The organism is Pseudomonas sp. ACM7 (assembly GCF_004136015.1).
In the GTDB taxonomy this organism is placed as follows: Bacteria; Pseudomonadota; Gammaproteobacteria; order Pseudomonadales; family Pseudomonadaceae; genus Aquipseudomonas; species Aquipseudomonas frigoris.
Genome location: NZ_CP024866.1, coordinates 5,628,930 through 5,643,704, shown reverse-complemented (window position 1 = coordinate 5,643,704; position 14,775 = coordinate 5,628,930). Strand labels below are relative to the sequence as shown.

The 14,775-nt window shown below is 60.7% G+C and carries 8 protein-coding genes; 1 reads left to right on the top strand and 7 read right to left on the bottom strand.

What is annotated here, in order from left to right; translation table 11 throughout:
* Window positions 1–104: 104 nt before the first annotated feature.
* A complete protein-coding gene (mapR, locus tag CUN63_RS26900) occupies window positions 105–1,514 on the top strand; it encodes a GntR family transcriptional regulator MpaR (RefSeq protein WP_129443886.1) in 1,410 nt (469 codons plus the stop codon).
* Window positions 1,515–1,652: 138 nt separating this feature from the next.
* Here mapR and CUN63_RS26895 read toward each other — a convergent pair whose 3' ends face one another.
* From CUN63_RS26895 to tpx, 7 genes are all read right to left on the bottom strand, one after another.
* Window positions 1,653–2,399, bottom strand: a complete 747-nt coding sequence (locus tag CUN63_RS26895; RefSeq protein WP_129443884.1) for an SDR family oxidoreductase — start codon at window positions 2,397–2,399, stop codon at window positions 1,653–1,655.
* Window positions 2,400–2,492: 93 nt separating this feature from the next.
* A complete protein-coding gene (locus CUN63_RS26890) occupies window positions 2,493–4,574 on the bottom strand; it encodes a bifunctional diguanylate cyclase/phosphodiesterase (protein WP_129443882.1) in 2,082 nt (693 codons plus the stop codon).
* 320 nt (window positions 4,575–4,894) lie between these two features.
* Complete coding sequence (locus CUN63_RS26885) at window positions 4,895–6,376, bottom strand: efflux transporter outer membrane subunit (RefSeq protein WP_129443881.1); 1,482 nt, start codon at window positions 6,374–6,376, stop codon at window positions 4,895–4,897.
* Window positions 6,373–9,480 carry an efflux RND transporter permease subunit gene (locus CUN63_RS26880; RefSeq protein ID WP_129443879.1) on the bottom strand — a complete coding sequence of 1,036 codons (3,108 nt, stop codon included), beginning with the start codon at window positions 9,478–9,480 and terminating at the stop codon, window positions 6,373–6,375. Before CUN63_RS26880 ends, CUN63_RS26885 begins: the two co-directional genes overlap by 4 nt.
* Complete coding sequence (locus tag CUN63_RS26875; protein WP_129443877.1) at window positions 9,477–12,581, bottom strand: MdtB/MuxB family multidrug efflux RND transporter permease subunit; 3,105 nt, start codon at window positions 12,579–12,581, stop codon at window positions 9,477–9,479. The genes CUN63_RS26880 and CUN63_RS26875 overlap by 4 nt, the downstream gene beginning before the upstream one ends.
* Window positions 12,578–13,894, bottom strand: coding sequence for an MdtA/MuxA family multidrug efflux RND transporter periplasmic adaptor subunit (locus CUN63_RS26870; RefSeq protein ID WP_129443875.1), 1,317 nt, complete (start codon window positions 13,892–13,894; stop codon window positions 12,578–12,580). The genes CUN63_RS26875 and CUN63_RS26870 overlap by 4 nt, the downstream gene beginning before the upstream one ends.
* Before the next feature lie 178 nt (window positions 13,895–14,072).
* Entirely contained in the window at window positions 14,073–14,573 is a 501-nt protein-coding gene (tpx, locus tag CUN63_RS26865) for a thiol peroxidase (RefSeq protein ID WP_008150862.1), read from the bottom strand.
* Window positions 14,574–14,775: the final 202 nt, after the last annotated feature.

Below are 14,775 nucleotides of genomic sequence, written 5' to 3'. Positions count from 1 at the left end.
CTACAGGTGTACGCCGATCCATTGTAGGAGCTGCCGAAGGCTGCGATCTTGGCGACCTGACTGCCACCCATTTTTTCAATGAATGACACCCATCCAGGCACTCGATGAAACGCTACGAAAAATTCGCCGACGACATCGCTGAACTGATCCGCTCCGGTGTCCTTGGTCCCGGCCAGCGCGCCCCTTCCGTGCGTTACGCCAGCCAGACTTACGGGGTCAGCCCGTCCACGGTGTTTCAGGCCTACTACCTGCTCGAACGCCGCGGCCTGATCCGCGCTCGCCCGCGTTCCGGCTACTTCGTCAACGCGCACGCGCCGAGCCCGTTCTCGGAGCCGGTGATCAGCAGCCAGGTCAATGAGTCCACCGAAGTCGACGTCAGCGAACTGGTGTTTTCGGTCCTTGACTCGATCAAGGACCCGAACACCGTGCCCTTCGGCTCGGCCTTCCCCAGCCCGACCCTGTTCCCGTTGCAACGGTTGTCCCGCTCTCTGGCCAGCGCCGCCCGAGAGATGGACCCGCGCATGGTCGTCACCGACATGTCTCCGGGCAATCCGCAACTGCGTCGACAAATCGCCCTGCGCTACATGGTCGGCGGGCTGATGCTGCCCATGGAAGAACTGCTGATCACCAACGGCGCGCTGGAAGCGCTGAACCTGTGCCTGCAAGCGGTCACCGAGCCCGGCGATCTGGTGGCCATCGAAGCCCCGGCGTTCTACGCCTGCCTGCAAATACTGGAACGGCTGAAGCTCAAAGCCGTGGAAATCCCTGTGCATCCGCGCGATGGCATCGACCTTGGCGTACTCGCGCAAACCCTGGCACGGCACCCGATCAAGGCGGTCTGGTGCATGACCAGTTTCCAGAACCCGATGGGCGCGACGATGCCCGAGGCGAAGAAACAGGAACTGGTTGAGCTATTGCGTAGCCATCAGGTGCCGTTGATCGAGGACGACGTCTACGCAGAACTCTATTACGGCCAACAAGCGCCGAAACCGGCGAAGGCGTTTGATACCGAAGGGTTGGTGATGCACTGCGGTTCGTTCGCCAAAAGCCTGGCCCCCGGCTACCGCATCGGTTGGGTCGCCGCCGGGCGCTATGCGCAGAAGATCGAACGGCTGAAACTCATGACGTCGCTGTGCGCGTCGATGCCGGCCCAGGCGGCCATCGCCGATTACCTGCAACACGGCGGCTACGACCGGCACCTGCGAAAACTGCGCTACGCCCTTGAAGAACAGCAAAGCGCCATGCTCGCCGCCATCGCTCGCTACTTCCCGGCGCAAACTCGCGTCAGCCAACCGGCCGGCGGTTACTTCTTGTGGCTGGAATTGCCACCGCAGATGGATTCTCTGAAGTTGTTTCAGATGGCGTTGGCGCAAGGGATCAGCATTGCGCCCGGGCCGATTTTTTCACCGACCCAGCGCTTCAGGAATTGTATCCGGCTGAATTACGGCAGCCCCTGGGATGAGACAGCCGAGAAGGCGATGGAGACGTTGGGCCGGATTGTGCGGTCGTTCTGAAGGTTTGATAGCGTCACGACTAGCGCCTTCGCGAGCAAGTCGGATCGCCGCACCGCCGCTCCCACAATTGAACACATTCCAATGTGGGAGCGGGCTTGCTCGCGAAGAGGCCAGATCAGACAACAACGAATCTATAGGTTAACGCCCGCCACCGAGGTCAACGAATGTCCCGGTCGCATAGGAAGCCTTGTCCGACAGCAACCACACAATTGCTTCAGCCACTTCCTCCGGACGCCCGCCCCGAGCCATCGGAATCGCCGACTCCAGCTTGCTGACCCGATCCGGGTCACCGCTCAACGCATGGAAATCGGTGTAGATGTAACCAGGACGCACCGCGTTGACGCGGATGCCTTCGCCAGCCACTTCTTTGGACAGGCCGATGGTGAACGTATCCAGCGCACCTTTCGACGCTGCGTAATCAACGTATTCACCGGGAGCGCCCAAGCGTGAGGCCACCGAGGACACGTTAACGATGCTGCCACCCTGCCCGCCATGCTTGGGCGACATGCGCAGGATCGCGTGTTTGGCGCAGAGGATAGGCGCCAGGACGTTGGTTCTGAGGATTTTGAGAATACGGAATTCGGACATTTCATCGACTCGGGACTTATGCCCGACGGTGCCGGCGTTGTTCACCAGTGCCGTGACCCGGCCCAACTCAGTGTCCACGCGGTGGAACAGCGCGATCACTTCATCTTCAATGCTGACGTCAGCGCGCACTGCGATGGCTTGGGCGCCGAGAGCGCGGACTTGCTCCAGCACAGTTTGCGCAGCGGATTCGTCGGCCAGGTAGTTGATGCAGATCCGATAACCTTGTTCGGCGGCCAACAGGGCGGTGGCAGCGCCGATACCGCGGCTGCCGCCGGTGATGACGATGACTTTGTCCATGCGAATTTTCCCCCATTCCAAGCGTTAGCGGTCGAGGGCAAGAATAACCGTCATCGCTGGCTTTTGCATGGGCTCACATCAATCACATTGTTATCAACTCACCGCCAATTGCTCTGCACGCAGAATATCAACCATGAAGCGTTCGGCCGGCAGCGGGTGCCCGAGCAGATAACCCTGCAGCGAATCACAGCCGAGTTGCGTCAGGAAGTCTTGCTGCGAGTCGGTCTCCACCCCTTCGGCGACGATCCGCAACCCTAGCGCCTGACCTAGGGCGACGATGGCGGAAACGATGGCGGCGTCATCGCTGTCACGCTCCAGATCGCGGACAAAACCCCGGTCGATCTTCAGTTCGTTGGCCGGCAAGCGTTTGAGGTACATCAAACTCGAATAACCGGTGCCAAAGTCATCGATCGACAGGTCGACCCCCATTGTCGACAGCTCCTGAAGCACCGTCATGCTCGCATCGGCATCGCTCATGGCGGTGGTTTCCGTGATCTCGAGGGTCAGGCTGTTGGCCGGCAAATGGTGAGTGGCCAAGGCTTTGGCGACGCTCTGGACCAGGCCCGCGTGGCAGAACTGCAAGGCTGAAAGGTTCACTGCGATGCGCCAGTCGGTGTACCCGAGCACGTACCACTCGCGCATCTGACGGCAGGCTTCGTTGAGCACCCATTCGCCAATCGGAATGATCAGCCCGGTCTTTTCCGCCAGTTCGATGAACTTGTCCGGGAGCAACATGCCCTGGGTCGGATGCACCCAGCGCAGCAGCGCCTCGGCACCGACCGGCCGGCCATTGTTGGCATCGAACTTGGGTTGGTAATAGAGACTGAATTGCTGCTGATCAATGGCGATACGCAAGTCCTGCAATAACTGCAGCTGTTTGCGCGCGTTGCTGTTCATCGAGGCATCGAAGAAGCTATAGCCGTTTTTCCCGGCACCCTTGGCGTGATACATCGCCGCGTCGGCGTTCATCAGCAATTCCTCGGCGGTTTCACCGTTGCCCGGATAAATCGCGATGCCGACGCTGGCGGAAATCTGCAAGTCATGTTCGCCGACCCGGAACGAACGCCCGATCAGCCCGACCTGACGGGCCGCCAGGCTCAATGCGTCATTCTGCTCGCCGAGTTGCACCAGCAATACAAATTCATCACCGCCGATCCGCGCCAGGGTGTCCTGGCTGCGTAAATCCTCACGCAGGCGCAAGCCGACCTCACGCAACAACAGATCGCCCATATGGTGCCCAAAGGCATCGTTGACCGGTTTGAAACCGTCCAGATCGATGAACATCAACGCGAAACAACCGCCCTGCTCGCGCACCATGGACATCGCCTGATCGATGCGGTCAGCCAGCAACACGCGATTCGGCAGGCCGGTCAGGGTGTCATGCAGGGCCAATTGAGTCAGCTCGCGGTTGGCCTCGGTCAATGAGTGGGCAAGGCCTGCGGTGCGGGCCTCAAGGCGCGCATCGAGGATCGAGGTCAGTAACGCGAGGCTCAACACCGCCAGGGTGGTAATCAGTACCAGATTGTCCAGGCCCTTGCCGTTCAGGCCGCTGACGGCCGCGCCACAGAAGCTGCCATCCGGGAAACGCGCTGCCGCCATGCCGGTGTAGTGCATGCCGACGATCGCGAACCCCATGATCACCGCCGCACCGCCACGGATCAGGCCGACATAAGGTGTGTGCTGGCGCAGGCGGAAAGCGATCCACAACGCGGCGCCCGAGGCGACTACGGCGATCAGCAGCGAGGCGCCGAACAGCGTCGGATCGTAATCGATACCCGGCTGCATGCGCATGGCGGCCATGCCGGTGTAGTGCATGGCGCTGATCCCGGAACCCATGACCAGTGCGCCGAACGCCAATTGCCACGCTGGCAATTGTGGCTGGCTGACCAGCCACAGGGCAAAGCCGCAGGACAGGATGCCAATCAACAGTGACAGCAATGTGATGCCGACGTCGTAACCGAGGTCGATGGGCAATTTGAACGCGAGCATGCCGATGAAATGCATCGACCACACGCCAACCCCCATGGCAAAGGCGCCGCCAGCCGTCCATAGATGCACAGCCCGGCCCTTGGCCGTGGCGATGCGTTCGGTCAGGTTGAGCGCGGTATAGGAGGCGAGAATCGCCACAAAAAGCGAGATGATAACCAGCGTGGGGGAATAGCTACCGATAAGCATGAGACTACTCGCGACAGCCCTCCGTTCTCGGGGGGCAAATCGGGCGATTGTACTGATTACGCAAAAGAACGCACTGACAAAATAAGCAAATGGCCATCAAGCCGATGAAACACTCGTTTGATACCTCGCGGCGGCCGCGTTCACCTGCAGCTGCCGGGCCTGCGAGGCTGCGTTCGGCTGCGAAGCAGTCGTAAACCCGGCACACGCGGTCTTCCTGAAACACCGTGTCGTCTGATTTCACGACTGCTACGCAGCCGAACGCAGCCTCGCAGGCTCGACAGCTGCTACGGAGTCTCGACTTGCCGTCAGAGAATGTGTCGCTATTCTTTGTCGCTCACCTGTAGCTGACCATCCCAGCCACCACCCAATGCCGCGATCAACTGCACACTGGCAATCAACCGGCTCTGCAACAGGCTCAGCACGCTGCGTTCATTGTTCAACGCTGTGGCCTGAACGACCACCACGCCCAGATAAGCGATCACACCGGCTTTGTACTGGTTCTGGGTCAGGCGCAAGGACTCTCGCGCCGCGTCCAGTGCTTCCTGGCGCACGCCCGCTTCGTCTTCCAGGACCTTGAGCTGCACCAGATAGTTTTCCACCTCACGGAAACCATCGAGCACGGTCTGGCGGTACTTGGCCACGGTCTCGTCGTAGGCCGCTTCGCTGCGGTCAACTTCCGCGGAGCGCTGACCGCCGTCGAACACGGTCATGGCCAATTGCGGTCCGACCGACCAGAAGCGGTTCGGCACGCTGATCCAGTTGGCATAGGTGCTGCTGCTATAGCCGCCGTTCAGGCTCAGGGTCAAATCCGGGTAATACGCAGCCTTGGCCACGCCGATGTTGGCGTTGGCAGCCATCACCGAACGTTCAGCGGAGGCGATGTCCGGGCGGCGCTCGAGCAATTGCGAAGGCAGGCTCAGCGGTATCTCGGGCAACGCAGGGATGTCTTTGGTTTCTGCCAGGCTGAACTCGGCCGGCGGTAGCCCGATCAGTACGGCAATGGCGTTCTCGAATTGAGCGCGCTGCCAGATCAAATCAACCATGTCAGCCTCGGTGCTTTTGAGCTGAGTCTGAGCCTGAGCCACCGCGTCCTTGCCGGAGACACCGGCGCGGTATTGGTTTTCGGTCATTGTCAGCGAGCGCTGATAGGCCTCGACCGTCGCTTCCAGCAGGCGTTTCTGCTCGTCGATCACGCGCAGTTGCAGATAGTTCTGCACCAGTTCCGACTGCTGGCTCAAGCGCATCGCCGCCAGATCGGCAAAACTGGCCTGGGCGTTGGCGGTGTCGGCCTCAAGTCCACGGCGCAGTTTGCCCCAGATATCCGCTTCCCAACTGACCCCGGCCTGTGCGGTGTAAGTGTCGCGAATCCCGCTGGAAGAACTGGTCAGGCTCGAACTGCTGCTGCCGGTGCCCTGGCTGGAGCGGTTTTTCCCGACGGTCAGGTCCACGGTCGGAAAAAACGCGCCACGAGCACTGCGCACCAAGGCCTGGGCCTGACGGTACTGGGCTTCGGACTGCGCGACGGTCTGGTTGGAACTGTTGAGTTTTTCGATCAGGCCATTGAGCTTCTGATCGCCATACAACTCCCACCAGGCGCCACGGGCCAGAGAATCGCCGGGATTGGCCTGACGCCAGCCTGCCGCTTCCTTGTATTGCGCCGGCGCAGCCGCTTGCGGGCGCTGGTAATCCGGGCCGATGGCGCAGGCGCTGAGCATCGCCACGCACAGCGCCAGGCTCAACAAACGCGAGCCTCGGGCCGTTACCAGCGGTGCAGCCAGAGTGATAAGCGAACGGTCAGTCATAGCGGAGTTTCCAGAGCAGCATCGGTACGCACCCCACGCCAGTGGTTGAAACGATGGCGCAGTTTGTCGAGATAGAGGTAAACCACCGGGGTGGTGTAAAGGGTCAGCACCTGGCTGAAGATCAGCCCGCCGATGATGGTCAGGCCCAGCGGCTGACGCATTTCCGCACCTTCGGCGCGGCTCAGCAGCAACGGCAACGCGCCGAGGATCGCCGCCAAGGTGGTCATCAGAATAGGCCGCAGACGTTGCAAGCAAGCGCTGCGAATCGATTCCAGCGGCGCCATGCCCTGATGCCGTTCCAGCTGTAACGCCAGGTCGATCATCAGAATGGCGTTTTTCTTCACCACGCCGATCAGCAGGAACAGCCCGAGCAACGAGATCAGGCTGAACTCACCGCCCAGCGCGTAAATCGACAGCAACGCACCGACCCCGGCCGACGGCAAGGTCGAGAGAATGGTCAGCGGATGGATATAGCTTTCATACAGCACACCGAGCACCAGATACACCGCCACCAGCGCGCCGAGAATCATCCAAGGCTGGCTCTTCTGGGTCGCGGCGAAGGCGTCGGCGGTGCCGGCCATTTTCACGATCACGTCTTCCGGCATACCCAGTTTGGCGATAGCCCGCTCGATGGCCGCAGTGCCCTGCTCCACCGTCACGCCTTCGGCCATGTCGAAGGAAATGCTCTCGGAGGCGAACTGGCCTTCGTGGCTGACGCGGTCGTCTTCCAGGCTGTTTTCGTAATGCGCGATGGTCGAGAGCGGAATCCGCGCACCGTCAGCGGTGATCACCTGAACCTGTTTGAGGGTGATCGGGTCCTGGGCATATTTGGGATTGACCTCCATGACCACCTGATACTGGTTAAGGCTGTCGTAAATCGTCGAAATCTGCCGCTGGCTGTAGGCGTTGTTCAGCACTGCGGTGACCATGTCCATGTCGACGCCCAGGCGTTTGGCCTGATCACGATCGACGATCAGGGTCACCTGTTGGGCGCCGCGCCCTTCACGGGCATCAATCGCCGTCAGTTCCGGCAAGGCCTTGAGCGCAGTCACGACTTTCGGATACCACTCGCGCAACTCGCCAAGGTCGGCGCTTTGCAGGATGTAGGAATACTGGGACGTGGTCTGTTCACGACCGCCACCAAACTGCAGGTCTTGATCGGCCATCAGCATCAGCTGCGCACCGGCGACCTTGGGCATTTCCTTGCGCAGGCGTTCGATGACCTTTTGCGCAGAAATGTTTCGCTCCTTGATCGGTTTCAGCCGCACCAGCATGAAGGCATTGTTGGTGCCGTTGGTGCCGCCGATGAAGCCGGCGACACTTTGCACCGCGTCATCCTTGAGCACGGCACGGCGGAAGGTTTCCATTTTCGGCTGCATCACACTGAATGACAGCCCGTCGTCGCCGCGCACGAAACCGATCAGCTGGCCGGTGTCCTGCTGAGGTAAAAATGTTTTAGGAACAACGATATACAGCGCAATGTTAACGCCGACTGTCACTATCAGGGTAAGCAAGGTCAACCGGCGGTGACGCAGCACCCAGTCGAGGCTTGTGGCGTATTTGCCGACCATCCACTCGTTGGCGCGCTGACTCCAGCGCTGCAAACGGTTTTCCTCACCGGGTGTATGCGGCTTGAGCCACCGGGCGCAGAGCATCGGGGTCAGCGTCAAGGAGACCACCAGCGACACCACGATGGACGCCGCCAACGTGATGGAAAACTCGCGAAACAGGCTTTCGACAATCCCGCCCATGAACAGGATCGACAGGAACACCGCCACCAGCGAGACGTTCATCGACAGCAAGGTGAAGCCGACTTCCTGCGCCCCGAGGTACGCGGCCTTCATCGGCGGTACGCCTTTGTCGATGTGCCGGGAAATGTTCTCCAGCACCACAATGGCATCGTCCACCACCAGCCCGGTGGCCAGAATCAGCGCCATCAGCGACAGGTTGTTCAGGGAGAATCCGTAGAGGTACATGACCGCAAAGGTGCCGACCAGGGACACAGGCACCGCAAGGGTCGGAATCAGCGAGGCGCGGAAGTTACCGAGGAACAGGAACACCACCAGAATCACCAGCGCCACGGCAATCAACAGGGTCATTTCCGCTTCGTGCAAGGTCGCCTTGATCACCGGCGACCGGTCCATCGCCACGTTCAGCTTCACGCTGGCCGGCAACACGGCCTGCAACGCCGGCAGCTGAGCCTTGATTTCGTTGACCGTCTCGATGATGTTGGCGCCGGCCTGACGGTTGATCACCAGCAGTACCGCCGCGTCGTTGTTGAAGAAACCGCTGTTGTAGCGGTCTTCGACGCCGTCGCTGACCTTGGCCACGTCCTTCAGGCGCAGGGCCGCGCCGTCCGCGTAGTGAATGATCAGCGACTCGTAATCCTTGGCTTTTTCCAGTTGATCGTTGGCCTGAACCTGCCACAGCCGCTGGCCGTCTTCGACCGAGCCTTTTGGCCTGCGCACGTTGGCGTTGGCGATTGTGTTGCGCACATCGTCCAGCGCCACGCCGTATTGGTTGAGCGCCTGCGGTTCGAGTTCGATGCGCACCGCCGGCAAGGAACTGCCGCCGATCTGCACTTCGCCGACACCCTGCACCTGAGACACGCTCTGGGACAGAATCGTCGAGGCCAAATCGTAGAGCTGGCCTTTTTCCAGTACGTCGGAGGTCAGCGACAGCACCATGACCGGCGCCTGGGACGGGTTGACCTTCTTGTAGGTCGGCATGCTGCGCATCCCGCTCGGCAGCAGGTTGCGCGAAGCGTTGATCGCCGCCTGCACTTCCCGCGCCGCGCCGTTGATGTCGCGGTCCAGGTCGAACTGCAAAATCACCCGGGTCGAGCCCTGGCTGGAGCGGCTGCTCATGGTGTTGACCCCGGCGATGGCGCCGAAGGAGCGTTCCAACGGCGTGGCCACCGTCGAGGCCATGACCTCCGGGCTCGCACCGGCCAGACTCGCCTGAACCACGATCACCGGGAAGTCCATCTGCGGCAACGGCGCCACCGGCAACAGGCCGAAGCTCACGCCGCCCAGCAGCAGGATCGCCAGGCTCAGCAACATCGTCGCGACCGGGCGCTTGATGAAAGGTCCGGACAGGTTCATGGCTGTTCTGCCGCTTCCACGGCTTCAGGCTTGCGCCCCCAGCGCCGACCGAGGCGGTCGAAATACAGATAGATGACTGGAGTGGTAAACAACGTCAGCACCTGACTCACCAACAAGCCGCCCACCATTACCAGACCCAACGGTTGACGCAGTTCCGCGCCGGAGCCGGTCGCCAGCATCAGTGGTACCGCGCCGAACAACGCGGCCAGTGTGGTCATCAGAATCGGCCGGAAACGCAGCAGCGCCGCCTGATAGATCGCCGTTTCCGGGTCCATGCCCTGATTGCGTTCAGCGTCGAGGGCGAAGTCGATCATCATGATCGCGTTCTTTTTCACGATACCGATCAACAAAATGATGCCGATGATCGCGATCATTCCCAGATCATTCCCGCTCAACAGCAACGCCAGCAGGGCTCCAACCGCCGCCGAGGGCAAGGTCGAGAGAATGGTGATCGGGTGGATGTAGCTCTCGTAGAGCACGCCGAGCACGATGTACATGGTCACCACTGCCGCCAGAATCAGGAGCAAGGTGCTCGACAGCGACGCCTGGAATGCCTCGGCCGCGCCCTGGAACTGGGTCTGCACGCCAATCGGCATGCCGATGTCTTTCTGCACCTGGTCGATGATCTCCACCGCATGCCCCAGCGCCACGCCGGGCGCGAGGTTGAAGGACATCATCACTGCCGGGAACTGACCGATATGAGTGATCGCCAGCTGCGCCTGACGCTCCTCGATGTGCGCCAGACTGGACAGGCGTACTTGTCCGCCGTCGGTGGTTTTCACGTGAATCTGATTCAGCGCATCCGGGCCGATCTTCTCGCCGGCCTGCGATTGCAGCACCACGCGGTATTGGCTGGCCTGGGTGTAGATGGTGGAAATCTGCCGCTGACCAAAGGCGTCGTACAGCGCATCGGTGATGTTCGACACCGACACACCGACCCGCGACGCCGCATCGCGGTCAATCACCAGATAGGCCTGCAAGCCCTTGTCCTGCAAATCGCTGGCGACGTCGGTCAGCTCAGGCCGTTGGGCCAGGGCTTCCACCAGACGACCACTCCACAGACTGAGCAGCTCGGAATCCGGCGACGACATGCTGAACTGGTATTGAGTCCGGCTGACGCGGTCTTCGATGGTCAGGTCCTGCACCGGCTGCATGAACAGGCGTATGCCGATGAGTTTGTCCAGTTCCGGTTGCAGACGTGCAATCACCTCGGTGGCGCTCAGGTCGCGATTGCTGTGGGATTTTAGGTTGATCAGTAGACGACCGCTATTGAGCGTCGAGTTGTCACCGTCGACGCCGATGTAGGACGACAAGCTCTCCACCGCCGGATCCGCCAGAATCACTTTGGCCAGTTCCTGCTGACGTTCGCTCATTGCCGCAAAGGAAATCGACTGCGGCGCCTCGGAAATACCCTGGATCACCCCGGTGTCCTGCACCGGGAAGAAGCCCTTGGGCACCACCATGTAAAGAAACACAGTCAACGCCAGTGTGCCGATGGCCACCATCAGGGTCAGCGGTTGATGCTTGAGAACCCACTTTAACTTGCGCCCGTAAGCCGCGATCATCCAATCAATTGTGGCGCCACTGGCCCGGTAGAAACGGCCCTGTTCCTCTTCCTTCGGTTCACGCTTGAGCAGCCGCGCACACATCATTGGCGTCAGGGTCAGGGACACCACCAGGGAGATCAGGATCGCCACCGCCAGGGTGATGGCAAATTCGCGGAACAACCGCCCTACCACGTCGGCCATGAACAGTAACGGAATCAGTACTGCAATCAGCGACAGGGTCAGGGAGATCAGGGTGAAGCCGATCTGTTTGGCGCCCTTGAGCGCCGCATTCAGGGGGCTGTCGCCCTCTTCGATAAATCGGGAAATGTTCTCCAGCATGACAATCGCATCGTCCACCACGAAACCGGTGGCGATGGTCAGTGCCATCAGGGTCAGGTTATTGACCGAGAAACCCGCGAGGTACATCACGCCGAAGGTGCCGATCAGCGACAGTGGCACGGCCACTGACGGAATGATCGTAGCGCTGGCCCGACGCAGAAACAGGAAGGTCACCATCACGACCAGCGCAATGGCGATCAACAATTCGTGCTGCACGTCGGTGACCGAGGCGCGGATGGTCTGGGTACGGTCGGTCAGCACGGTGACTTCGAGACCGGCCGGCAGGTTGTCGGTGATGCTCGGCAGCAGGGCTTTGATCCGGTCAACCACTTCGATGACGTTGGCGCCAGGCTGACGCTGGATGTTCAACAACACCGCCTGGTTTTCATTGGCCCACGCCGCCAGACGTTCGTTTTCCGCACCATCGACGATCTCCGCCACGTCCTTGAGCCGCAACGGCGCGCCGTTGGCGTAGGCGAGGATCAGGTTGGCGTAGTCCTTGGGCGAGGTCAGTTGATCGTTTGCATCGAGCATCGACACCCGGGTCGGGCCGTCGAAGTTGCCCTTGGGCTGGTTGACGTTGGACGCGCCGATCAAGGTGCGTACGTCCGACAGGTTCAAGCCATTGGCCGCCAGCGCCTCGGGGTTGACCTTGATCCGCACAGCCTGACGCTGGCCGCCGGCAATGCTGACCATGCCGACGCCGCTGATCTGGGCAATTTTCTGCGCCATGCGCGTGTCGACCAAATCATTGAGCTTGGGCAGCAGCATGGTCTTGGAGGTGATGGCCAGCGTCAGCACCGGGGTGTCCGCCGGGTTGACCTTGTTGTACACCGGCGGCGCCGGCAGGTCCTTGGGCAGCAAATTGGTCGCGGCGTTGATCGCCGCCTGCACCTGCTGCTCGGCGACATCCATGTTGATGTCGAGGCTGAAACGCAGGGTCAGCACTGAAGCACCGCCGGAACTGGTCGAAGCCATCTGGGTCAGGCCGGGCATCTGCCCGAATTGACGCTCCAGCGGCGCAGTCACGGCGCTGGTCATGACATCCGGGCTGGCACCGGGGTACAGCGTCATGACGCGGATGGTCGGGTAATCGACCTGAGGCAATGCCGACACCGGCAACAGCCGATAGGCGATCACGCCGGCCAGGATAATGGCCAGCATGCTCAGGGTCGTGGCGACCGGGCGAAGGATGAACAGCCGCGAGATGTTCATGCGCCGCCCTTTTTCGCCTTGTCGGTGGTCGTCGCGTCAGGCACCGTGGCGGCCGATTTGCCTTGCAGGTGCTCGGTCGGGGTGGTCGGTACATCCTTGGTGTCGTTGACCACTTCCACTTCGCTGCCTTCCTTCAAGCGGTCAGTGCCTTCAAGGACCACGCGATCCCCGGGGGCCAGGCCTTCGGTAATCACGGTGTTTTCACCGTCACTGGCGCCAACTTTCAACTGACGAATCGCGACTTTCTTGTCGCCGTCCAAGGCGTAGACAAACGTGCCGTTGGTGCCGAACTGAATCGCTGCCGAAGGTGCGAGCACCACGTCTTTGAGGGTGTCGGCCAGCAGGTGGACGTTGACGAACTGGTTCGGGAACAGCGCCTGATCGCGGTTCTCATAACGAGCCTTGAATTTCAGGGTGCCGGTGGTGACGTCGATCTGGTTGTCCAGGCTCTGCAAGACGCCGGTGGCCTGCAACTTGGTGTCGCCACGGTCCCAGGCTTCGGCGGGCAGTTTGGCGCCGGTGCGATAACGGGCCAGCACGGTCTCCAGGCTGTTTTCCGGCAAGGTGAACGCAACGCTGATCGGTTGGGTCTGGGTGATGATCACCAGCGCGGTGGTGTCGTTGGCCGCCACCAGGTTGCCGACATCCAGCTGACGCAAGCCCACACGCCCGGCAATCGGGGCGCGGATCTTGGTGAATTCCAGATTGAGCTTGGCGTCGTTGACCGCCGCCTGATTGGTTTTGACCGTGCCCTGATACTGGCCCACCAGCGCTTCGGCGGTGTCCAGGGTCTGCTTGGCAATACTGTCTTCGCGATACAGGCCGCGATAGCGTTCCACATCGACCTGGGCGTTTTTCAGTTGTGCCTGGTTCTGCAGCAACGTGCCTTCAGCCTGAAGCAAGGCGTTCTGGTAAGGACGCGGGTCGATTTCAGCCAGCAGATCGCCAGCCTTGACCATCTGCCCTTCCTCGAAGGAGATCTTCATCAGCTCACCGCCGACGCGGCTGCGCACATTAATGGTGTTCAGCGCCGTCACGGTGCCCAGCGCCTTGTAGTACAGCGGGAAGTCGCCCTTGACTGCTGGCGCGACACGCACTGGAACAGGCCCCGTCGCCCCGCCGAAACCCGGACGCATCCCCCCCGACCTGCCGGTATGGCCGGCAACGGCTTTTTGCCCTGCGCCCTCTTTTTGGGCAGTGCCGGCGGGCCAGAATTTCCAGCACAGGCCAGCGATGACCAACAGGACAAGCAGGCCGAACAGCCAGCGACGGGGACTACGGGAAACGGAGGATTGCATGGAATGATCAACCATTGGGCGCGTGGGCTTCTTCTACAGGAGGCTGAACGATAAGCACTGGCGGGCATTAAGCAAAGCGGCTTTACCGGCAATTTACCTTTGGCTTACGTAACAGGATGTTTTGCCAAGACACTGAATCACAAATGAAAACGGCCTGGACAGTGCCAGGCCGTTAACAATTGTAATGCTTTACTTATTTAAGAACGGCAAGTGCCGCTTCGTAGTTCGGTTCTTCAGCGATTTCCTTGACCAGTTCGCTGTGCAGAACGTTGTCGTTTTCGTCCAAAACCACGACGGCACGGGCCGTCAGGCCTTTGAGCGGGCCGTCAGCGATGGCAACGCCGTAGTTCTCGATGAACTCGGCACCGCGCAGGGTCGACAGGTTTTGTACGTTTTCCAGGCCTTCGGCGCCGCAGAAGCGCGCTTGAGCGAACGGCAGGTCAGCGGAAATGCACAGCACGACAGTGTTGGCGACATCACTGGCCTGGGCGTTGAACTTGCGAACCGAAGTCGCGCAGGTCGGGGTATCGACGCTTGGGAAGATGTTCAGCACTTTGCGCTTGCCGGCGAAGCTCGCCAGGGTCACGTCGGACAGATTGCCGGCAACCAGGGAAAAGGCTGGCGCCTTGGAACCGGCTTGTGGCAGTTGGCCGTTGACTTGAACCGGGGAGCCTTTAAGAGTGACTTGAGCCATGAACGGAGTCCTTCTGAACGTTGTTGTAGAGAGTTTTGAAGAGGCCGAAGTTAACCACGAAATGGCCCGACGACCTATGCCCAGATACAAATTGTGAAGTGTCGCCCCCTAAATTGGATACAACTCTAACAATCAACACAAAACCTGTGGGAGCGAGCTTGCTCGCGATAGCGGACTAACATTCAAAATGGGTGTCGACTGG